Origin of the sequence: Anaerotignum propionicum (assembly GCF_024461735.1) — a bacterium.
Classification (GTDB): Bacteria; Bacillota; Clostridia; order Lachnospirales; family Anaerotignaceae; genus Chakrabartyella.
Window position 1 is genome coordinate 201,360 of sequence record NZ_JANGAD010000004.1, and the last position, 23,439, is coordinate 224,798.

Sequence of the window (23,439 nt, forward strand, 5' to 3'; positions counted from 1 at the left end):
GTATTTTCTATGAAAGCGACGGGAATCGTAAGAAGAATAGATGATTTAGGAAGGGTGGTAATCCCAAAGGAAATTCGACGCACATTGCGCATTAGAGAAGGAGATCCATTGGAAATATTCACCGACAGAGAGGGTGAAATTATTTTAAAGAAATATTCACCCATTGGTGAATTAGGGACATTTGCGAAAGAATATGCAGAGAGCTTGGCACAAACTGCCGGACATGTAACCTGTATTGTTGATAAGGATCAGATTATTGCCGTTTCCGGCGGCTCAAAAAGAGAACTGTATGAAAAACACATTAGCCCAGAGATGGAAAAGTGCATAAACCGCAGAACAACGTTGATTGCCGATAAAAACGACAGCAATTTTGTGCCAATTTTGGATGACGACAGCATGGAGGGTTATAATCATCAGTTGATTACCCCTATTATTGCTGAAGGAGATGCCATGGGTGCAATTATTTTCCTCTCCAAGGATAAAAAAATGGGTGAGGTTGAGGGCAAGCTTGCTCAAACAGCAGCAGGATTTTTGGGCAGACAGATGGAACAATAATTGTTTAATTATTTTCAATGAATAAACTACCCTTTGATTTGAATTTGAAGTATAAAAACGGTATCCGTAAGCAGAACGGATGCCGTTTTTTAATGCTGATTTTATTGTGTTGTAAGGGTGAGTAAAATATGATAGGCTGATAAGAGTTATGTAGAAAAGACATTATAAAAGGAAATAGAATTCAGTGAAAAAGTGACAGGAACAGAAATATGGAAGTATTTTTATTTGGAGAGGAAAAAACAAATGGATATTGTGATTGGTGGAATTTATGAGCATTACAAAGGAAAAAAATACTGTGTTGTGGGAGTGGCGTACCATTCCGAGACGCTAGAAGAAATGGTAGTATATCGTCAACTTTATGGTGAGCATGGTCTATGGGTGCGACCAAAGGAAATGTTTTTGGAAATGGTAAGAGTAGATGGGAATGAGATTCCTCGCTTTCGTCTAACACAGGAATAGGAATTTTTTCCATTAAAAAAGGCCACTCCTCAAAAGGAAGTGGGCCTTAATATTTTAAAATAAGTAATTCAGATATGGAAGAATGCCAAATATTAGAAACAGCCCAAATACACAAAAGATCGGAATGGAAAGAAAGCGCTCTTTTGTTCCATCCTTTGGCACATAGGAATTTCTTACAGGGTTAATTTTCAAAAATTGATAAAAAATCAGACCTAAGAATGGCAATGAAATAAATGCACTCACACCGGTATAAAGGAGAAGAATCGTGTTGCTAGGCATATCTATTTTAGCAACATCCTCAGCCATAGGGAGGTACATACTGATTACATTTGTGGCATTAATAATAAAATGGGGGATAATGGAGGCCCAAATGGAGCCTGTTCTTTCCACCAAAAAGCAGAAAAATAATCCCGCAAAAAATGCATAGGGAAACTGCTGTGGATTCATGTGCAAAAGTCCAAATAAAAGGGCGGTACAGAAAATTGCTTTCCAAGTGCCCAAACGGCGGTAACCCGAAAGGAATACTCCCCGCAAGGAGAGCTCCTCTAAAAATGCCGGAAGTATTGCCATGGTAATTAAGGTTCCTAAAAAGCTTGTTCCATCCAATGCATCCGCAAATTCTTGGGCAACATTTGGGAAAAACATGGAGGTAAAGAAGGAAAGAAAACGCATTAGGGGCTGTATGGCAAAGCCAAAGGCAACAATCAACAATAAGTTTTTCCATCCCAAGGGGTATAAACGAAAAACCTCCTTAGGATTTTTTTTTGTCCAAATAAAGTAACCGGTAATGGGAACAGTGCAATACACGATCTGCACGATGCTGGAAAACCAGACATAGGGAATTTTTTGCATCAAAGGTATAAGATACAAAAGCTGTCCGATTACAATAAAAAAGACAAAAAAGATTAATGCAAATAAATTTGTTTGTTTGGTTTGATTCATTTTTTTCCTCCGAAAATCCGCAGGACAGACTTTGAAAGTCTGATCCTTCTTTTTTTATTCCGGCTTACGCCACAAACGGGGATTTTTATTCATGGTTCTCCAGAGCAAGGGGATCATCTTCAGCATATTTATCTTGATATTTATGATTAATATATTCTGTTAAGAACATTTTAATTGTCGCTAAAATTGGAACACCAATGAACATGCCGATAGGACCCATCAATGCGCCGCCTAACACGACTGCTAAAATAATCCAGATCGGGCTGATGTCTAAGGAGTTTCCTAAAATTTTAGGACCTAAGAAGTTTCCATCAAATTGCTGCAAAGCAAGGATGAACAGTGCCACCCAAATTGCCGTGGTTGGATTCACCAAAAGTGAAATGAAAATAGCGGGTATTGCACCAATAAACGGGCCGAAATATGGAATCATATTTGTCACACCCACGATTAAACTTAAAATCAAAGGGAAGGGGGCGCTTAGCAGGGAAAAGCCAATGAAGGCAAGAATCCCAATAATTAAAGAGTCTACTGCTTTGCCAACAATAAAGTTCTGAAAAATTCGATTGATTCGTTGGGCATTATAAAATAGATGTTCTGCGCTTTTACGGCTTGAAATGGCATAAACGATTTTTAATGCATGGTTTCTGAAATTCTCTTTATCATAGAGCATATAAAAAGAAATAAAGATAGCCATGATAATATCCACCGTAATTTTTCCTACAGAATAAAGGTTTGTAAGAATATTAGTAATCAGTGCCGGAACGTTTTGGAATACGCCCATAATTGGAGCCAGCACTTTATTTAAGATATTGTTTACATCCTCTGAATTGATAAAATGAATACGGTCGAAAAGATCCGTGGTAGATTCATTTAACTGTGTTGAGTAAGTGGAAAGCTGTGACACAAAGGAGACAACAGAGCCCTTTAGCTCAGGAACAAGATAAATGAAAATCCAGAAAATACCCCCGATAATAATAATGTAATTGATTAGAATACAGAAAATACGGGTAGATCTCTTATGGGTTTGTGCCTTTGGAATATATTTCAGGAACATCCTTTCAAAAAACTTCATAAAAGGGTTCATCACATATGCGATTGCAAAGCCCAAAAAGAACGGAGAGCCCAAGCGCAGTACGGTGATGAGGAAGGTATGGATTACATTTCCTAAATTAGGCAGGTGTCCAATTATTTTTTCAAACAAAATAACGGCTGCTGCAACAGCAAAAAGATACAATGAAATTTTTAGATAGGATTTATCTAGGTTTTTAAAATCAATTTTTTTCATAGGTATTCCCCTTAACCTCATTTGTAAAATTTTATCTTACATAAAATATAATACTATGAATTTCACAATATTTCCATAACAATTATTTTAAAATTAAAGAACTGCCACCTTCTCTTCTGTTTTCCAATAGATACAGTGTTCAAAAAACCCTTCATAGAAGACTTTGTAATAAAGTATAACGGCTGCATATATAGAGAAATGGAAAGTCCTTTACTTTTAAACTCCTAATTTTTAAGGTTTTCTGATAGTATACATGCCCTTTTTTAAGAAAAACAAAACAAATTCCTTATATTTCTTTACGTTTTTCCCCTTTGATTGACGGGGGAAGTCCAAAGACCGTATAATGTAATCATGGAAAAAAAGGAGGTTTGCAAAATGAACGAGGAAAAGATTCGCCAGTTTGGGGCGGAACTTCAAAAAATAGAAGCAGAAATAGGCACTGTTATAATTGGACAGAAGGATTTGATTCGAGGTGTATTAACATCTATGATTGCCGGAGGTAATGTTTTGTTGGAAGGACTGCCCGGCCTTGGCAAGACACAGCTGGTGAAAACCATTGGAAAGGTTTTGGACTTAGATTTCTCAAGAATTCAGTTTACGCCTGACCTGATGCCTGCAGATGTTACAGGAACATCGGTTATGACTAAAAATCCTAAGGGAGAAATGGGGCTGGAGTTTCGAAAGGGACCTATTTTTTCAAATATCGTTTTGGCAGATGAGATTAACAGAGCAACACCGAAAACCCAGAGTGCTTTGCTAGAAGCAATGCAAGAGCACACAGTAACCAGCGGAAACGCCACATATACATTGCCAGAACCTTTCTTTGTGTTGGCAACACAGAATCCATTGGAATCAGAGGGAACCTATCCTTTACCGGAAGCCCAGATGGATCGTTTTTTATTCAAGCTTGACGTGACATTTCCCACTAAGGCTGAGCTTTTGGAGATTGTAACTTCTACTACAACGGGGAGTCCAAGAGAAGCAAACAAAATTTGCAGTCAGGAACAGCTTTTGGAAATGCGGGAGATTGCCAAGGAAGTGCCTGTTGCCACACCTGTGGCAGAGTATATTATGGACGTGGTTTTAAAAAGCCATCCGGACTATGCAGATGCTCCAGAGATGGTGAAAAAATATGTACGTTATGGTGCCAGCCCTAGGGGGGCCCAGGCGATTATGATGACAGCAAGGGTGTATGCACTTATGGCTGGGCGGTACAATGTGGCTTATGAAGATGTGAAAGTAGTGGCAAAGGCAGCATTGCGTCATCGTATTTTTCTGAATTTTGAGGGTATGGCAGATGGCGTTACAGTAGATCAAATCATTGAGGCGTTGTTGATATGAGAACGTTACAGGATATATTTACAAAGGAATATTTATTACAGCTTGAAAAGCTCTCTGTTACCCTACGCCAAAGGTTAAGCGTTGACGGCTACAGTGGTGCCAGAAAGTCCCATGCAAAGGGCAGCTCATTAGAGTTTTCTGATTTTCGTGATTATATTATGGGGGACGATCTACGGAGGGTGGACTGGAACAGTTACGGTCGCTTTGGCAAGCTTTACGTTAAGGTTTTTATGGAGGAGAAGCAGGCGGAAATCAATCTTTTTTTGGATTGCAGCACTTCCATGGAAAAAGGAGAGAAGTTTTTACAGGCAAAGGCAATTACTGCATCCTTGGCTTACGTCAGCCTTTGCAGTGGAGACCGTGTGAATTTATTTCTTTGGAACGATTCAATCATTCTGGAAAAGCGAGGCGCTGCACAAAAAAATGGTTTTTTTGAACTCCTAAGTCTACTAGATAAGGCTGAAAGCAGCGGTGGATCTAATCTTTTGCGGGCAGGGCTTTACAGTGGCAAGTTGGGACGTGGCATCTCTTTTGTGATTTCCGATTTTTTTTCAGAAGCTCCTTTGGAGGAGGCTTTGCGTGTATTACTGGGGAAAAAGCAACAGGTTTGTTTGGTACAGGTATTAGCCTCTGAGGAAGAACAGCCGAAAGAGGGACAAGCGGTACGTCTTGTAGATTCTGAAACAGGAGAAACTTGTGATTTGGAATTAACGCCTTCTGTGCTAAGGGCATATGATAAAGCATTGAAGGAACACAGGGCAGCATTAGGTGAGCTTTGCCATCGCTCAGGATCGGTATTTTATGGAATGAAAGAGGACACTCCTCTTTTTTCTGCAATGAGAGAAATACTCTAAAAATAGACAGAATAAGCTGAAATGGTTTTTTCAAACTGTTTCAGCTTTTTTTGATGGTTTATTGTGTTGAATGTTAAGTTTCAAAAAGGTAGTTTTACTATAGAAAGACCTAGGTTTAAGCTGGGAAAAGGTCATAAATTGGTGGATTTCAGCGAATCATTGGAGTTTTAGAATATCCAAAGGGTACTTTCATGTTGAGATAGACAAAAGTTTATGCTATAATATATTATTGCATATAATAACCAAAACCATCTAGTAGGAGGCGGTTTTTAAATGAACGGAAAGGATTTTGATGTTGCTAAAAATGTTAAAATGACAGAAAATTTGCAGTGTAGGATGCTGTCGTCAGTGGCGCAATTTTATACGGCGATGCAGGAAAATGCTACAAAAGGGGAGAAAGCAGAAATATTGGCCGATTTGGAAATTGTAATGTATCTTTTAGCGGCTAGGATGGGTATTTCCAAGCAATCCCTTGATGAAAAGGCCACAGCAAAGCTGAAGGTTGGCCTATTAGAGGAGGAAAGACCTGAATGGAAAACCCCTCTATTGGAATTGCTCCGAGAATTGGGGCCAAAGGCTTGAAGGAAACCGTTGGGTTTTGGAGGCGTATAAATGTTTAAATCGAAAAAGCAAGACAACGTAATACTTGCTATTGTATTGATTGTAGTAGTAGTTTTTGTATGTACCTTGGTGGATATTTATTTGGGTATTGGCACATTAATTGGTGGCGCCGCTGTTTTTTTCGGCTGGCCTCTCTTAAAAGAGCTTTATGTGCCCTTTGAAGGAGCCACAGAGGAGCCCCTTTCTTTTTTGGATACTGCAGTTTTGCAGGAGAATTTTCAGATTCCACATAATTTACCAATTCCATATGCTGTTTTGGATATTCGTGGACACATATTAATGTATAATGAACTATTTGCCGAGGTGTTTACTGAAATTGAAGATGTAAAGCCCATTGTTGAAAAGTTGTTAAAAAACAGTGGTGGTGGTAAAAAAATATTGATTTCTTATGGTGAAAAAAGTTTTGAGGCAGCTTTGGATCATTGTGATATCATTGAGGAAAATGGTGCTGTTGGTACGGTTTTGACTATGACCTTGGTAGATGTTACAGAAAGACAGCGGCTTTCAATATGCTTGGCAGAACAGCAAACTGTTGCGGGTATGATTTTCTTAGATAACTATGAGGAAGTTGTGGACAACTTGGATGAAAGCCGTTGGCCCATATTGTCGGCATTGATTGACAGAAAGTTAAATCAACTGGCACAAGATGTGGATGGTGTCATCCGAAAGCTGGAGAAGGATCGATACTTCTTTTTACTGAAAAAAGGTATGCTATTGCAATTAAAAGAAAAGAAGTTTGATATTTTGAACGATATTCGAGAGATTAGCGTGGGAGATCATATCCCTGTAACTGTCAGCATGGGCATTGGAATTGGTGGTAATTCTTTGGATGAAGCCATGCAGAATGCAAAAGCTGCCATTGATTTAGCACTGGGCAGAGGTGGTGACCAAGTTGTAGTGAAGGAGGGTGAAAGCTTTCTTTTCTACGGCGGCAAGACGGGGGAGATGGGGCGAAATGCCCGCATTCGTGCTCGGGTAAAGGCAGATGCACTATGGGAGCTTATGGGTGAGTCTTCGGGGATTTTGGTTATGGGCCATAAGAACGGGGATCTGGACAGTATGGGCGCTTGTTTGGGCATTTGTGCTATTGCAAGAGCCATGGACAAACGGTGTAATATTGTAATGGACGAGGTGGGCGTTGGTATTCGCAGACTTTGGGATAAAATGATGGCCAATGGAAGCCATTTGAATCTAACGTTGAAAACAGCGGAAGCCTTGAAAACCATGGATGCTAAAACCTTGGTGATTATTGTAGATACCCATCGCAAAAGCATGGTGGAAAGCCCCCAGGTATTAGAGGCTGCAAAAAGGATTGTTTTATTTGATCATCATAGAAAAAGTGCTGATGCCATTGATCAGGCAGTTTTGGTTTACCATGAGGCATATGCATCCTCAACGGCAGAGCTAATCACAGAGATGATTCAGCATATTGGAAAAAAAGTCAAGCTTACCAGTGTGGAGGCAGATGCTCTTTTGGCAGGTATTACTGTTGATACAAAAAATTTCTGTGTAAAGACGGGGGCTATTACCTTTGAAGCCGCAGGATTTTTACGCCGTAACGGGGCAGACAGCATCCGCGTGAGGTTATTATTTCAAAATGATATGGATGCTTATAAAGCAAAAGCTTCCACAGTAAAGGATGCAGAGCTTTTTATGGGCAACATCGCTATATCCGTGTGCCCTGCTAATGTGGAGAATTCAACCCTGACGGCAGCCCAAGCGGCGGATGAATTAATGAATGTAACAGGAGTGAAGGCGTCCTTTGTATGCTGCAAGGTGGGGGATACGGTTTATATCAGCGCCCGCAGCTTTGGAGATATTAACGTACAAAGAATTATGGAAAGATTAGGCGGCGGCGGACATCTTACGGTTTCTGGAGCGCAACTGCAAAATGTTACCACAGAAGAAGCAAAAGATGCCATTCGCCATGCCATTGAAGAATATTTGAAGGAGGAAGCGTAATATGAAAGTGATTTTATTACAAGATGTAAAAAGTGTTGGTAAAAAGGGTGAGTTAGTGAATGCAAGTGAAGGCTATGCAAAAAACTTTTTATTTCCAAAGAAGCTTGCAGTGGAAGCTACCAAGTCTAATTTAAATGACTTTGAATTAAAGCAAAAATCCGAGGAAAAGAGAAAACAAGAGGAGCTGGAAAATGCTCAGAAAATTGCAGAAAATTTAAAGGATCAGGTTGTTACAATCAAGGTGAAAACAGGCGGAAACGGAAAATTATTCGGTTCTGTTACAAATAAAGAAGTTGCAGACGCAATTGTAGAGCAAACGAAACAAGATATTGATAAAAAGAAGGTTTCTATCGGCGACCCTATTAAAATGGTTGGGGAAAGAACAGCTACCATTAAGCTGCATCCTAAGGTTACCGCAGAAGTAACCATTAAGATTGTAGAGGTTTAATTAAAGCGGAGGCGGAATACATGGAACAGCAAAAACAAAATGAAAATATCCGTGGCGTGCCGCCCCACGATGAAACAGCGGAACAGGCCGTATTAGGGTCAATGTTTTTAGACAGAGAAGCGGCATCGGTTGCCCTTGAAATTCTTTCGGGAGAGGATTTTTATCGTCCTGACCATAGAATGGTTTTTGAAGCGGCAGAAGAATTGTATCGTCATGCATCGCCCATTGATGTGGTTACAGTAAAAAATAAACTGGAAGAAAAGGGTGTATTTGAGCAGGTGGGCGGTGTGCCTTTCTTGGCAACGCTATCCACTGCCGTGGGCAGTTCTGTCAACGTGCGCCACTATGCGGCAATTGTTGAAGAGAAATCTGTTTTGCGTCGTTTGATACGGACGGCGGGGGATCTCTCTCAAATGAGCTTCGAGGGAAAAGAATCAATCAACAGCATAATGGATCAGGCGGAAAAAAGTATCTTTGATATTATGCAGAAACGTCATTCTGAGGAGTTTCACCATATTAGAGATATTGCTGTAGATTCCATTGAAAAAATTGAGGATATTTACCGCTCTAAAGGCAAGCTAACAGGAGTGCCTACGGGATTTGTTGATTTTGATGCAAAAACTGCGGGGCTGCAAAAGTCAGATTTAGTGCTCCTTGCTGCCCGTCCTTCCATGGGTAAAACTGCCTTTGCATTGAATATCATTCAAAATGCAGCAATTCGAGGAAATGTACCCGTGGCTGTATTTTCTTTGGAAATGAGTCGGGAACAGTTGGTAAACCGTATGCTTTGCTCAGAGGCAATGCTGGATGCGCAAAAGCTTAGAACCGGAGAATTAAACGATAAGGATTGGGAAGATTTGATTCGTGCTATGGGTCCTCTTTCTCAAGCGCCAATTTATATTGATGACACTCCGGGTATTTCTCCCATGGATGTACGTTCAAAATGCCGCCGTTTAAAGGTGGAAAAGGGCTTGGGGCTGATTGTAATTGATTACCTACAATTAATGAGTGGTAACGGAAGAACGGACTCCAGACAACAAGAAATATCGGAAATTTCCCGAAATTTAAAGGCAATAGCCCGTGAGATGGAATCACCAGTTATTGCGTTATCTCAGTTAAGCCGTGCCTGTGAGCAAAGAAGTGACCATAGGCCTATGCTATCAGACTTGCGTGAATCCGGTGCCATTGAGCAGGACGCTGACGTTGTGGCTTTTCTTTATCGAGATGAATATTACTTCCCGGAAACGGAGAAAAAGAACCAAGCAGAATTGATTATTGCAAAGCAAAGAAATGGCCCAACGGGTACCGTTGATCTGACTTGGTTAGGTCAATATACTAAGTTTGGAAACTTTTTGAAGAAATACTAACTGTTTTAATAATTTTAGCCTGGCTAATGCATTTTATAATGGCGAATTTTGTTGATGAAGTTTGAAAGTTTTCGAAGAAATTTCTCATATGGTGTTGACGTTAAATTTTTTCAAGCATATACTAAGTATATATTAATTTTTTTTATGAAAGCTGAGGTGGATTTGAATGGACGGCAAAAGTGAAAGTATACCTTTAGAACCTGAGAGTTATCGAACGTATCAGTTAAATATTGCCGTGTATTTGGGTTTGCCTTATGACTTGGACTAAACCCTTCAGTTCGTACGCCTTTTTTCGGATAATACACGGCTAATTTGAAAAAAATAAGTCGTGTTTTTTTATTGGAACGGGGTGAAGATTATGGAGGAAATGCAGGAATTATTTGATTTCTTAAATAAATTAATGGAATCAGGGGAATATGCTCGATTAAAAGAGGAATTGAACTCAGAACAGCCTGCCAATGTGGCAGAGTATTTTGAAGAATTGACTGCGGAAAAACAGCTTTTTGTGTTCCGTTTGCTGACCAAAGATATGGCGGCAGAGGTCTTTTCTTATATGGATAGTGATACCCAGGAGCATATTGTTCATTCCATAACAGATAGAGAAGTTCGCAACATTGTGGACGAGATGTTTTTGGATGATACAGTGGACTTTTTGGAAGAGGCACCTGCGAATCTTGTGAAAAAGGTTTTGCGTAACACAGATGCGGATACGAGAAAGCTGATTAACCGTTTCTTAAATTATCCTGAAAATTCAGCAGGAAGCTTAATGACCATTGAGGTCGTAAGACTACGCAGCAGCATGACTGTGGCCAATGCCATGAAGCAGATTAAGCAAACGGGAACGGATAAGGAAACAATCTATACTTGTTATGTCATAGATGATCAAAGAAAGCTGATTGGAGTTATTCCGCTAAGAACGCTAATTTGTGCGGCGGATGACAATACCATAGATGAGCTGATGCAGGATGACGTTGTTTCTGTATTAACGACTGATGATCAGGAAGAGGTAGCAAACATCTTTAAAAAATACAACTGGATGGCTTTACCTGTTACTGATACAGAAGGGCGTTTAGTTGGAATTATTACCGTTGACGATATCGTAGATGTTATTGAGCAAGAAACAACAGAGGATATGGAAAAGATGGCGGCTTTGATCCCATCTGATGAAGAATATCTAAAAACCCCTGTTATGGTATTAGCAAAAAACAGAATTGTTTGGCTTTCTGTTTTAATGATTTCCGGAACTCTAAGCAGTTTAGTTATTGGTCATTTCAATAGTCTTTTAGAGGTGGCTGTGGTACTTTCCGGATTTATTCCTATTATTACAGGCACAGGTGGAAATGCAGGTTCACAGGCTTCTACTATGATTATTCGTGGTATGGCCTTAGGAGAGATTGAAATAAGAGATGCACTAAAGGTTGTTTGGAAGGAAATTCGTGTTGGCGTTTTATGTGGCGTTGCATTAGGATTGATTAATATGCTGAAAATGACTTTAGTGAATCGGGATACAGGTTTTTGGATTGATTTTTCAGTTTCGTTAAGTATGGCCGCAGTGGTTGTTTTAGCAAAAACCATCGGTTGTTTGCTTCCGATTTTAGCAAAGGCTCTGAAGCTTGACCCGGCAATGATGGCAGGACCATTGATTTCTACTGTAGTTGATGCTGTTGCATTGGTCATTTATTTTAGTATTGCAACGATCTTGGTAATATAAGATCTGAATAGTTGTCTTAAAAAGCGGCATTGAACTATGTGCCGCTTTTTGTATGCTGAAATTTGGAATTAAAAAAAGGGTGTCGACAATGTCGACACCCTTTGGAGAATATATGAATGCTTCTCGTATTTTTTACATCCATAGGTATTAGGAAATAGACATACCTAACAATAGGCCTGCTACAATAATCCATAAAATAGCGATAGGAGCTGCAAATTTTACAAGGAATGCCCAGAAGGGAGCAAGACTAAATTTAAATTTTCCATCAGAGCTTGCTTCCTTAATTGCATTATCAGTACCCCAAACCCAGCCAACGAATACCGTTGTGAAGAATGCACCGAAAGGCAACAGTAAACGGTCAGTCAGGTATTCCATAAAGTCACCAAAGATAGGGAATTCAATACCATTCAATGACCACCAAACACCCTTGATGGGTAAATATGCCTGAGACAGTGTATAGAAAATACCGATCAAGAATAGTACAACGGAAACATAAACAACAGTTTTCTTACGCTCCATACCTTTTTCTTCAACCAGAAAGGCTACGGTGCCTTCCAGAATGGAGATGGAGGATGTAATTGCGGCGAAGAATAATAATGCATAGAATAATAAACCGAAAATTGTACCCCCTGGAATTGACATAAATACACCGGCGAGTGTTGCGAAAGCAAATCCACCACCCATGCCAGGGTCAATACCTGTTGCGAATACAGCGGGAATAATCATAAAGCCCGCAAACAATGCAACTAATGTATCCAATACACAAACTACGCCTGTATTTGTTACTAAGTTATCGTCCTTGCTCAGGTAAGAAGCATAAGTAATCATAACGCCCATACCTAAAGATAGGGAGAAGAATGCCTGACCAAGTGCTACAAGGAAAGAGTTGCCATTGATTGTGGAAGGATCAAAGTGGAACATGTAAGCAACACCTTCGCCTGCGCCGGGCAATGTACAAGCACGAATCATTAAGCCTAACAACAGAACGAACAATAAAGGCATAAGGAATTTACTGAGTTTTTCAATACCTTCAGCAACACCACGGCTGATAATAAAAGCTGTCAGACCAAGGAAGATGAGGGGGTAAATGATAGCACCTTCCAGAGGGAAACCGTTAACACCCAACATGTTCAGGAAGTAAGCTGTAGGGTCAGCGTATACGGTGGCAGACTCTGTAAGATAAGCAACAATATACTTGATGGTCCAGCCGCCAACCTGACAGTAATAACATAGAATAATAAAACCGGTTAAAATTCCAAGACCGCCGACCCAAGAGTATTTTGCGTTGAGTTCGCGCAAAGCACCAACTGCGTTTTTTTGTGTTTTACGACCAAGCGTAAATTCTGCAAGCATTACTGTTGTACCGATTAAAGCTACCATAAGTATGTAGATTACCAGGAAAGATCCACCGCCATTATTATATGCTTTGCCAGGGAATTTCCAGATGTTTCCAAGACCTACTGCAGAACCAGCCGCAGAAAGGATAAAGCCTAGTTTGGAGCCAAATTGACCGCGGTTTTCTAATGATGCTGACATATAATACCTCCTTAAAAAAATGAATAATTTCGTTTTGACTATTCCTAGTCAAATCCATCAAGCAACTACTCGCCACAAAAGTTTCGTGTGACGAAAAAATGCTACACCTTAAGCCCTCCCTCCAAGTAATCTTGCATTATTTGCCCCGTGACATCATTGTGACACCGAGCGGTGTACATACAATTACCATAAACTCCAGATGGTGATGGATTGCTTTTTATTTTACATGAAAAATTAATCAAATTCAATAAAAAAATGAAAAATAAATAATTTTTTTTGTGCGTTATAATATTCATTTTTATAAAATACGTTTTGAGACCAAGGAATATAACCAAAAAATGCGATAAAACCATAGCATTTTAAAAATATTTAAGTGACTTATTATTCATTATTTAAGTAAAATAAGAATATATTTGTATATTTATGTATTATCAAGAAGACAAACCAATTTTATCAAACTGTAATTAATTTCATAAAAAGAAAAAAGCAGTGAAATATTTCTCACTGCGAAAATTATTGGTGACTATTTTATTTTTGTTTGATCAAAAAGTTTATAGTATTGCCAGTCTTGAAGGCGATGTATCACATCCAACTGTTCCTTTGTTGCTACGTCTGAAAAACTTCCGTTGTTATCAACATAAATATTATTTGTACCTGATGGAAGTACTTGGCGTGCTTGGTTTGCGTAATCAAAAAGAGGCGAAACTCCTTTCATATCTAACAGCTGCGTCAGAAGGGCGCCTAAATAATGGGCATTGATTATCCCAGAGGCAGGCAGCTTCGCATCCTTTGCTGTATCATGAAAGGCACACTGTTTTTTTGCAGCATCATTTTGCCAAATCAGAAAAGGTGTTTCATATAAAGCAAGGCGTTCTTCCAATGTGCCGTTTGGATTTATAGGATAATCTAGGAGGTCAAAAAATTCCATACCATTGGAGAAACCGGGAAGATGGTCTCCAAAATATACAATCACAATAGGCTCGGTGCTCTCTTGTGCATAATCTCTTAAGCGTCCTAACTCATGGTCTGCATCGTGAATTCCTTTAAAATATTGAGTCAATAAGTCATTTTGGGTATCTGTCAATGTAATATCCGTATCAAAGCTTTTTGGCAAAGTGCCATAATGGCCATCATAAGGCCCATGGTTCTGTATGGTTACAGTAAAAGAAAATAGCGGAGTATCCTTTGTTTTAATATGGGTATCTAAGTTCTTTATAATGCTATCCATGGCTGCCTTGTCGCTAATATATCCGCCTATTCCCTGTGTTGCCAAGTCGAAGGAGCTTTCCAAAAAGTAACTGTTTTCAAAACCTAAATTTGGATACACATTTTTACGGTTATAAAACCACTGATAACCTGGATGAATAGCTTGGGTTTCGTATCCCATTTGTGCCAATCTTTCAGGCAGTGCATCAAAGGGTTGACGGATAAAATTATAGGATGGCAATGGATTGTTCAGAAGTCTGGTTGGGCAAGCCGTTAGCACATCATACTCTGTGTTTGAAGTACCACCACCAAAGCCAGGTACTACAATTTTACCACTGACTGCGTTCTTACTGTTTGCCATCTCCCTAAAGTTTTCCAAAGGATCTTTATAATTTGTAAAGTCCAAGTTGGGATTATCACTTAAGTCGGAAAATGCTTCTCCCATAATCATGACAATATGAGGCTTATTAGGCGCTGTGGTTACCGTTTCAGCACTTTCTAACTGGTCAAAAAATGCCTTATCGTAACCCTGAGGTGACGTTACCCTTGTAATGTTAAATTGATGACAGAAGGAATAGATCATTCCCTTGGAGTTATATTGGTTTACTTGAAAATAGGGGTTCCCCATGACGGGAAATTTATTATATAGGGCAACATTGGCAAATAACAATGTATTGACACCATATCCGATTACAAGAAAGACTAGAAAACCAATTATCCGGATTTTCCATTGAGGCTTTTCTCCTTTTGATAAGTAAAATGCCGAACCCAAAAGAACGATGAGTGCCATGAAGGAAAGAGCAACGAGGATAAGTTGAGGGCGTGGAAAGTTTTTGACAATGGCCCATACCTCTTTCGCCAAGGTTAAATCAGAGGGGAGCAGTGGTTCTTGTCGCATAGTTATTTTTATTTTGTCAACAAAGGATAAGATAAAAAAAACAGCAGCGCTTAATGTTGCTGAGAAGGCAGCCTTTCCGGTTATAAAATAAACAAGCACTATTAATAGGAATACAGGTAAAATATTCAAGATGAATAATGCAGGAAAATGTAAAAAATTGAGGAAGAGCAAATATAGATGATTTGATGTGATGAGAAAGACCCCTCCAGTTATGATAACTGAGGCTGTGATTAAAATAATCCATAGTCTATGTTTTTTTAGGAATAAGAAAAGTTTATTTTCTTTATTGTTTAAGTTTGATTCTGTCATTTTTAAGACCTCCGAAAAAATTTCATTGCTTGCATTATAAGGGCTTTTTCGATAAAAGTAAAGAAATTGCAAAATAATGTCGAATTTACCTTAAGAAATTTGTAAAATTTTACATAGAAAAATCCTGTATAATCTAATTGTGGATAAAAGCACCATAATATCTCCAAAACCAAGGGCTAGTTTGGAGTTCATGTTAAAACGATTTAAAGTTTGGAAGAAAATATAATTGGTTTTCGAATGAAACTTGACAAATGGTCGTTCTTTTTATGCAGGCTTAAAGGTTGTAAGTGCTGAAATTGTAGAAAAACAGCTTAGATTTATAAATGCTGCTATTTTTTATTGTCAGTTTTTGCATGCTTTGGTATAATAAATAAGTTATAGAATTGTCAGTGTAGGCTGACGTTTGAGGAGAAACGTAGAATGCGAAGAAAAAGAATAGATTATGAGTATCGAGATAGACGTGACGAGATAAATATAAAGAGGCAGGTTGCTCGGCGGCAGGAAGTAAGGGGTCAACGGAGGAGAGTTGAGCAAAAACCAATTGCAAGGGTATATAAAGAGGTGCCGGCAAAAGCACCCCAAGGAAAACGAAATGTCAGGCGCAGAAGATTGGCACAAAAAAGAAGGATGCAAGGATTTTTTATGGTTTTTGGCATTCTTTTTTTTCTGGGGTTGGTATATGGTGGCTCCAAGGCATATGTTGCACTGCAAAAATGGGAAGGAAAGGCTGAGAAACCAACTTTTCAGGTTTCTGCTTCTTCACCCTCTGAGATTGAAGATGAAATTATCAATTTGGCGATTTTAGGTACGGATGAGGATGGATTCCGTGCTGATGTGAGCATGATAGCCAGCTTTAACACCAGAACAAAGGCACTTAGCTTAATCGGGGTTCCCAGAGATACAAGGGTGGTAATGACCAATGAGATGACTTCTATTTTGGAGAAAAATGGAAGGACTGTTCCAAAGAGAGACGGTGTTTATGGAGAATGCAAGCTGACGGAATTGCATGCCTATGCAGGAAAGGACAACCGTTGTGCTTTTTCCGTTAAGATGATGGAGGAAATTCTTGGAATACAGGTTGATTACTATGTTAAGGTAGATTTAACTGCATTTCGTGATATTGTAGATGCCATCGGCGGCGTTGATATGGAGGTGAAGGACAGGCTTTACTATGTTGATCCTTATCAGGATTTGTATATTGACCTTCAACCAGGGTTCCAACACTTAGATGGAAAAAAAGCGGAACAATTGGTGCGCTTTCGAGAGGGATATGCCCAAAAGGATCTGAAAAGAATACAAGTTCAGCAGGATTTTATGCGTGCATTTTTGGCAAAAGTTTGCAGTACAGAATCAATAATAAAAAATATGAGCAGTCTCATTCAAGTTGCTTTGGACAAGACGGAAAGTGATATCACTCTTTCTGAGGCATTGAAATATGTGAAATATTTAAAAGAAATTGATCCTGCAAAAATGACGACGGTTACCATTCCAGGTGAAGGTGGGAAATTCTTTGATATGGATGAAGCGGGAACAAAGGCTTTGATTCAAAGTTTAATTTATGGTATTGAAACCCCGGAATCGGAGCAAAATATGGCAGAATAAAAAAGACAGATAGGTGAGAAGATGAGCGGAAAACAAAGAAAGCCTGTACGGCAAGCAGAACGAACTACACCAAAGAAAAAGGGTTTTAACCCAGTGAAGGTGTTCTTTAAAATAGTAGTATCTATTGTTTTGGCATTTGTAATGCTGGCCGGTGGGGCTTGCTTTGCATATTACAAAATAACGGGTAATCCTCCCTTTGCAGACAAAGGAGTGGTGCGAAACAATGCATCGGATACCAGCCTTTTGGATGCATTGTTAAAACGCAATATCAAAATGAATGTTGCGGTATTTGGCGTGGATAAGGATGGAACCCGCACGGACGTTATTTTTGTTGTACATTATGATAGTGCGGCTGAAAGCATAAGTTTGGTTTCTTTGCCGAGAGATACTAGGGTTTCCCTTACAGATGAAGTTAAGGCGAATATCAAAGCTGAGGGTCGTTCTTACAATCAAGTAACAAAGTTAAATGCGGTGCACGCGTACAGCGGTGAAAAAATTGGATGTCAGAATACGGTTTTGGAAATAGAAGACCTATTGGGGATTAAGATTGACCACTATGTTAAAATAGATTTGGAGGCATTTCGTGCCATTGTGGATGCCATTGGCGGCGTGGATATGTATGTGCCTCAGGATATGTATTGGGACATGCGGGATACCGGGGATCCTTTGATTAATCTAAAAAAAGGAGACCAACATCTGGATGGAGAAAAAGCTGAGCAGTTAGTTCGCTTCCGTCGTTATGTTGAGGGAGACGTGGCACGTATTCAAACGCAGCAATTATTTTTAAAAGCCTTGGCTGAAAAGGTTTTAAGCACAGAAACAATTTTAAAAAACCTTCCCGACTTAATTTCTGTTATGTACAAGTACATTGATACAGATATATCCATGGCGGACGCATTAAAATATGTAAATTATGTAGATAAAATAAATATGGGTAACGTCTCTATGGAGACCCTTCCTGGTGTTGGTCAGTATGTTGGCAGCGTGTCTTATTTTCTTCACGATGCAGAAGCAACCAGAGAGATGGTTGATCGTGTATTTTATAGTGTAGCTGCATCGGATACCCAAGGTACTGCCTCAGATAGCAAGGCGCTTTTGATAGAGGTTGCCAACGGAGGGGATATAAACGGCTTGGCTGCAACCTATAGTAAAAAGCTGGAGGATGCGGGGTATCGAGTGGGTTCACCCTCTAATTACACGGGACAACATAATACCTATACAAGAATTCAAGTGAAGAATGAGGGGATTGGTGCCGATCTGATTTCCTTCTTTAAAGATGCAAAGGTAGAGGTTGCACCCAACGAGATTGGGACAAATGCGGATATTAGAATTATATTGGGGACAAAGGAACAGTAGGTAAAACGAAAGGGGAGGCAAATTCAGTGGATGATATAATGATTATCGGTATTGCTGGTGGAACGGGCAGCGGGAAAACAACGCTGACCAACAGACTTAAGGAACGCTTTGGCAATGATGTAACTGTGGTATATCATGATAATTATTACAAGCGCCATGACGATATGTCCTATGAAGAGCGCAGCTTATTAAATTACGACCATCCTGATGCTTTTGATACTCAGCTTATGATTGAACATATTCAGATGCTTAGACAAGGCATGCAGATAGAGTGTCCAGTTTATGATTTTGCAGACCACAACCGCTCTGCCCAGACCATGGTGATTCAACCCACAAAGGTTATTGTGATAGAGGGTATTCTGATTTTTGAAAATGAATTTTTGCGCAATCTCATGGATATAAAAATTTTTGTGGATACCGATGCGGATGTAAGAATTTTGCGGCGTATTTTGCGGGATGTTCAAGAGCGAGGCAGAAGTTTGGATTCCGTAGTTTCTCAATATCTGACAACGGTTAAGCCGATGCATGAGCAGTTTGTTGAACCCAGCAAGCGCTCATCAGATATTATTGTATTAGAAGGCGGTAACAACGTGGTTGCTCTGGATATATTAATTCAGAGGATACATAACCATGTGTGTGGTACCATGATTTAAGGGGATAAGGTATGAATTGGTTTGACATATTCAAAAAAGCTTTCGGAACGGGAATTCTTTCTACAATAGTCTATCATGGCACATTACTAATGATAGGCCAGCCTGTTACGATAAAAAATATAATCTTATTTACTGTTGTTTTCATCGGCTTATATTTTTTGTGGCTTTTGTTGGCTTCAAAAGGCAGAAAAGGCTGAATAGATTTATGAACAGCCAGCAAATATTGTTTCTAAGATAACAAAAAAATAAAAGCAATGATTTTTTATAAAGATCATTGCTTTTTTCATGAAATCATATGAACAAGGCGGCTTCTCTGAAAGGAAGCCGCCTTGTGTTCTTCTTATTCATTTGATACCCCTTTTTGTTGCGAAGCTTGCTGCAAACCAAGGCTGACCAATAAGCTTTGATTTACCCGCTGCATCATTTCCGTGTCCAAGCGGCATACTTTTTCTTTCAGCCTTTGCTTATCAATGGTGCGGATTTGTTCCAGTAAAATGACAGAATCCTTAGGTAAGTCATATTCCGCGGCGGATAGGGGGATGTGTGTTGGAAGCTTTGCTTTATTCATCTGCGATGTTATAGCGGCACAGATGACAGTGGGGCTATATTTATTGCCTACATCGTTTTGTATGATTAATACGGGGCGTATTCCCCCTTGTTCACTGCCCACAACTGGGCTTAGGTCTGCAAAAAAAATATCTCCTCTTCTAACGATCATAGGCTCACGCTCCGCTGAAAAATTCATCAGGCAGCAGCGGCATAGAAATATGTAATGTTAAAATTTGGCTTCTGTCCTGACTGCTACCATTATTGCCACGAAATAGAGCCTTTATTCTTTAATTTGAAAAAGATTTTCTTCAAAATCTGGATTATAAACAAATTCATCATAATCCAGACGATAACGCTCTTGACCTTGGTTGTCATATAAAACAAGGCGTTTTGGTAAATAGGTTTCTCGGTCTACCCATAGTTTTTCTGAGGATAAAGCACCATCAGTACCTGGGATTACGGCTTCCATTACAATGCATTTGGACTCATCCAAGGCGGCAGCTTCTACACCCACTCCTTCAGACTTCATATAGTTTTTAATAAACTGCCCTAAAAATAATTCGTTTCTGTGCTGGGAAGCAGGAACATCCCTTACCAGTTGGTTATTCAACCTGGGGTTATACTGGCAAATTTTTTGACCGTCAAATATGGTATAGTTGCCAGCCACGTTTTCAGGTGAGGTTAACTCTAGACGATATTCCCCCGTTGATTTGGCGTACTGCTTGGTGCCGTAAGTGGTTTCCCCTTTGTTGGAGATGCGGGTGAGGGAAGCGGTACAGTAATACCCATCCATTTCGTTTAGTTGCTTTTGTATTGTCTCCAGTTCTGATAAAGGCTCCTCTTTTTTGCATCCGCCAAGGCTAAAAAGAAGGAGTAAACTAAGACAAACGGCTACTGCTTTCTTCATATCATTAATACCTCCTAATTTGTATCAGTATTATTTTATGAAAAGGACAAATTTTCTATGAGAAGAAGGATGGGAAAAAGAAGATATCCCTTCATAAATTCCAATAAGGCAAGTGAAAGCAACGAGATAGTTAGATAGAAAACTTTTTTTGTGCTGTCTTTTTCATCAGAAAAAGCAGCTTTTTCCCATGGGAGAAAAGGAATTTAGTTAACTGGAAGCATTATACTGAAATATTACATATATATTAAATTTTTTGAATTAGGAAGAAATCTATACTGAAAAGTGCTAAAATGAAAGTCGTTAGTTGACAGAATACGTCTTTTTTGGGAAATCTCCGAAAAATTTTTGGGAACAAAAACCAAAAGAGTGCGTCTAAATAGTAATTATGGAATAAAGGAGATTGGGCAATGAAATATCGATTAGGAAAAATGAGAAGACTACTAGGGGCTTTGCTGGCGGCAACATTGACTATTTCTGTGTCCACCACAGGGGTCTTTGGTGCTACTACATATTATGATCAAAAAACAGAGCAGACAGTAACCCGTGGAGTTGTTTACGAAAAAAGCAGTCGTATGACCGATGCAGGCATTCAGAATCTGCATGTTTTAAAGGTAGACTTAACAGAAAGTACACTGGAATTTAAAGAAGTGGAGAGTACTGTTGAATATGGCTTAAAGGAAACTGTGAAAAAGCTTTTGGCTGATAACGGTGCCCTTGCTGGAGTAAATTCCGACTTTTTTGGTATGTCCGGTAGCTATTCGGCACCTTTTGGAGCAGTAATGAGGGATGGAGAATTGGTTTCGGCTGGTACATCTTTAAATCATGATGGGGATTTATATGCATCCTTTTTCATGGATGAAAACAATAATCCCTTTTTCGATTATTTTAAAATGACCGCAACCTTTGCCAATAGCCAGAAAGCCATTGAGCTTGCATCTATGAACAAAGTGACTGCCATGGTTTACCCCATTTATTTTGATAAACAAGCGGCAAAAAGTACAGCGGATTTGGACAAACGTTTTCCGGAGCTTGTAAAATTTGTGGTGGAAGGTGACATGATTACCTACATTTCACAACCGGGAGAAACTGTAGCCGTTCCCGAAGACGGATATTTGATTGTGATGAGTAAGGATTATCGTAACAATGCAGCCAATGTATTTCAGGTGAATGATGCTATTACCTTAAATATTAATAGCTCCGTTGATTTTGAAAATAAGGAGTTCGCTTTTGGCGGTGGCGGAAAGCTTCTCATTGATGGAGCTGAGGCACCTGCTACTGCAATTGTGGCAACAGGACGTCAACCCAGAACAGCTTTTGGTATTTCTCAAGACGGGAAAACTGCTATTTTTATGGTGGTTGATGGTCGTGGTGACAGCGTTGGTGTAACCCATAGCGAAATGGGTGCGTATATGAGAGAATACGGCGCATATAATGCCATGCATTTAGATGGCGGTGGTTCTTCAACAATGGCAGTAAAAACTGTGGATGATTCAGCAGTAGCTGTAAAAAACACGGTTTCTGACGGCTCCGAAAGAAAAGTAATTAATGCGGTAGGTATTTTTCAGAGGGCACAAGCAGGTGAAATTGAGAAAATAGCCATTACGCCATCCTTGGTTCGGACACTTCCCAATAAGACAATGACATTTAAAGTTTATGGCTTAGATGAATATTATAATCGAATTGAAATTCCTGCAAATGAGGTTACCATGCAAGCAGTTGGCGTGGAGGGCACTTGGAATGGATATGATTTTATTCCTTCTCAGAAGGGAACTTTTGAAGTTACCGCTCTTTACAAGGATAAGACAGCTTCCCAGACTGGGGTTGTTTCTGCAACAACAAGCAAATTGAAGCCTTCTTCAAACAGTATAAAGCTGAACAAGGCGGGGGAAACAGCAACCATTGCTATGCAGGTGCTTGATACAGATGGTTTCAATCATTGGGTGTCCACAACAACTAATTATGAGGTTGCAGATCCTTCCATTGGCACGATGAAGTCCAATGTTTTTACTGCAACAAAAGCAGGTTCAACCTATATTAAATGTACCAGAGATGGGCAAACTGCTTATATCTCAGTGACTGTTGGGGACTGCAAGGCTGTGACAACGCCAAATGCCACCACAGCGGAGGATCCTTTGCAAAAGAAAATTACAAAGGCAAATGATGGTGCTTTTTATCTGAATATTTCAGGTACTGTGGCTTACAACGGCACAGAAAAGATTAATGATACAACTTATGCGGATGTAAGAACAAGGGTAAGAGATGCGGTGGATTCCAATGCAGAGGTGGCAATCTACGGTGGCACAAACGACATTAAAACGGCACCCAAGCTGGATACCTTGAGCTGGAATGGCGGTTATCGGTTCTTAAGCAGAGGTGGCACAAGCGTAGCCATGGTTTCTGCGTCAGGGGGAGGCATTCGTGCCACAAACCCTACCCAGTATGCAAGCTTAACCAGAGATTTGGATGCTTCAAATAATGACACGATTGTAATTATTATGGATAAAACACCTGGAGAATTTAAATCAGCAGCTGAGACTTCGTATTTCCGTGGAATTTTGAATAAATATGTTGCCCAAGGCAAAACAGTATTTGTGGTATCCTGTTGTGGTACTGCCCAGTGGACATCGGCAAAGGACGGTGTGCGTTATATCAATCTTCCCAATCTTTGGAAGACAGATGGCAGTGTAAATGGCAACTTTAGCATGTTGAAATTACGTGTTCAGGGTCAGGATATTTCTTATGAAATAGGCAAGGTATAATAATCTTTCAAATTTACAGTATTTATTGTAAAATTGGGCAAAATAAGGTAAGATTAGGTGGGTGGAGAATAATCTCTACCCATCTTGTGTGTCTGCAAAAATTTTTGCTTCCTTAAGGG

20 protein-coding genes are annotated in these 23,439 nt (G+C 39.5%); 14 read left to right on the plus strand and 6 right to left on the minus strand.

The window, feature by feature from the left end; translation table 11 throughout:
• Positions 1-9 precede the first annotated feature (9 nt).
• Positions 10-555, plus strand: coding sequence for a stage V sporulation protein T (gene spoVT, locus NE558_RS07480; protein ID WP_066052632.1), 546 nt, complete (start codon positions 10-12; stop codon positions 553-555).
• Between the two features lie 243 nt (positions 556-798).
• Positions 799-1,014 carry a DUF1653 domain-containing protein gene (locus tag NE558_RS07485; protein WP_256149379.1) on the plus strand — a complete coding sequence of 72 codons (216 nt, stop codon included), beginning with the start codon at positions 799-801 and terminating at the stop codon, positions 1,012-1,014.
• A gap of 54 nt (positions 1,015-1,068) precedes the next feature.
• On the opposite strand, the gene NE558_RS07490 is transcribed toward NE558_RS07485, so the two are convergent.
• Positions 1,069-1,956 carry a type II CAAX endopeptidase family protein gene (locus NE558_RS07490; RefSeq protein WP_256149380.1) on the minus strand — a complete coding sequence of 296 codons (888 nt, stop codon included), beginning with the start codon at positions 1,954-1,956 and terminating at the stop codon, positions 1,069-1,071.
• Positions 1,957-2,041: 85 nt separating this feature from the next.
• Positions 2,042-3,241, minus strand: a complete 1,200-nt coding sequence (locus tag NE558_RS07495; RefSeq protein ID WP_256149381.1) for an AI-2E family transporter — start codon at positions 3,239-3,241, stop codon at positions 2,042-2,044.
• Between the two features lie 375 nt (positions 3,242-3,616).
• On the opposite strand from NE558_RS07495, the gene NE558_RS07500 reads away from it, so the two are divergent.
• From NE558_RS07500 to mgtE, 7 genes are all read left to right on the plus strand, one after another.
• Positions 3,617-4,582 (plus strand): AAA family ATPase, encoded by a 966-nt coding sequence (locus NE558_RS07500; protein WP_256149382.1) that lies wholly within the window; start codon positions 3,617-3,619, stop codon positions 4,580-4,582.
• Positions 4,579-5,436, plus strand: a complete 858-nt coding sequence (locus NE558_RS07505) for a DUF58 domain-containing protein (RefSeq protein WP_256149383.1) — start codon at positions 4,579-4,581, stop codon at positions 5,434-5,436. Before NE558_RS07500 ends, NE558_RS07505 begins: the two co-directional genes overlap by 4 nt.
• A 273-nt stretch (positions 5,437-5,709) precedes the next feature.
• Complete coding sequence (locus NE558_RS07510; protein ID WP_256149384.1) at positions 5,710-6,018, plus strand: MazG-like family protein; 309 nt, start codon at positions 5,710-5,712, stop codon at positions 6,016-6,018.
• 30 nt (positions 6,019-6,048) lie between these two features.
• Positions 6,049-8,019, plus strand: coding sequence for a DHH family phosphoesterase (locus NE558_RS07515; protein ID WP_256149385.1), 1,971 nt, complete (start codon positions 6,049-6,051; stop codon positions 8,017-8,019).
• 1 nt (position 8,020) lies between these two features.
• Positions 8,021-8,467 carry a 50S ribosomal protein L9 gene (gene rplI, locus NE558_RS07520; RefSeq protein WP_256149386.1) on the plus strand — a complete coding sequence of 149 codons (447 nt, stop codon included), beginning with the start codon at positions 8,021-8,023 and terminating at the stop codon, positions 8,465-8,467.
• Positions 8,468-8,487: 20 nt separating this feature from the next.
• On the plus strand, positions 8,488-9,834 hold the full coding sequence (dnaB, locus tag NE558_RS07525; protein WP_256149387.1) for a replicative DNA helicase: 1,347 nt from the start codon (positions 8,488-8,490) through the stop codon (positions 9,832-9,834).
• A 367-nt stretch (positions 9,835-10,201) separates the two neighbouring features.
• Entirely contained in the window at positions 10,202-11,545 is a 1,344-nt protein-coding gene (mgtE, locus tag NE558_RS07530; RefSeq protein ID WP_256149451.1) for a magnesium transporter, read from the plus strand.
• 147 nt (positions 11,546-11,692) lie between these two features.
• Here mgtE and NE558_RS07535 read toward each other — a convergent pair whose 3' ends face one another.
• Entirely contained in the window at positions 11,693-13,081 is a 1,389-nt protein-coding gene (locus NE558_RS07535) for a sodium-dependent transporter (RefSeq protein WP_256149388.1), read from the minus strand.
• A 523-nt stretch (positions 13,082-13,604) separates the two neighbouring features.
• Positions 13,605-15,494, minus strand: coding sequence for an LTA synthase family protein (locus NE558_RS07540; RefSeq protein ID WP_256149389.1), 1,890 nt, complete (start codon positions 15,492-15,494; stop codon positions 13,605-13,607).
• Positions 15,495-15,914: 420 nt separating this feature from the next.
• Here NE558_RS07540 and NE558_RS07545 point away from each other — a divergent pair, with 420 nt between their 5' ends.
• From NE558_RS07545 to NE558_RS07560, 4 genes are read left to right on the plus strand one after another with little or no spacing between them, the layout of a single operon-like run.
• Positions 15,915-17,096, plus strand: coding sequence for an LCP family protein (locus NE558_RS07545; protein ID WP_256149390.1), 1,182 nt, complete (start codon positions 15,915-15,917; stop codon positions 17,094-17,096).
• 21 nt (positions 17,097-17,117) lie between these two features.
• The gene (locus tag NE558_RS07550) at positions 17,118-18,452 is read left to right on the plus strand and encodes an LCP family protein (RefSeq protein WP_256149391.1); all 1,335 of its coding nucleotides are present in this window, start codon (positions 17,118-17,120) and stop codon (positions 18,450-18,452) included.
• A 38-nt stretch (positions 18,453-18,490) separates the two neighbouring features.
• Complete coding sequence (gene udk, locus NE558_RS07555; RefSeq protein WP_256149452.1) at positions 18,491-19,105, plus strand: uridine kinase; 615 nt, start codon at positions 18,491-18,493, stop codon at positions 19,103-19,105.
• An 11-nt stretch (positions 19,106-19,116) separates the two neighbouring features.
• Complete coding sequence (locus NE558_RS07560) at positions 19,117-19,302, plus strand: hypothetical protein (RefSeq protein ID WP_256149393.1); 186 nt, start codon at positions 19,117-19,119, stop codon at positions 19,300-19,302.
• Positions 19,303-19,445: 143 nt separating this feature from the next.
• Here NE558_RS07560 and NE558_RS07565 read toward each other — a convergent pair whose 3' ends face one another.
• Both NE558_RS07565 and NE558_RS07570 read right to left on the minus strand, forming a co-directional pair.
• Entirely contained in the window at positions 19,446-19,823 is a 378-nt protein-coding gene (locus NE558_RS07565) for a type II toxin-antitoxin system PemK/MazF family toxin (protein ID WP_256149394.1), read from the minus strand.
• A 111-nt stretch (positions 19,824-19,934) separates the two neighbouring features.
• Positions 19,935-20,561 (minus strand): LolA family protein, encoded by a 627-nt coding sequence (locus NE558_RS07570; protein WP_256149396.1) that lies wholly within the window; start codon positions 20,559-20,561, stop codon positions 19,935-19,937.
• A gap of 407 nt (positions 20,562-20,968) precedes the next feature.
• On the opposite strand from NE558_RS07570, the gene NE558_RS07575 reads away from it, so the two are divergent.
• The gene (locus tag NE558_RS07575; protein WP_256149397.1) at positions 20,969-23,320 is read left to right on the plus strand and encodes a phosphodiester glycosidase family protein; all 2,352 of its coding nucleotides are present in this window, start codon (positions 20,969-20,971) and stop codon (positions 23,318-23,320) included.
• Positions 23,321-23,439 lie beyond the last annotated feature (119 nt).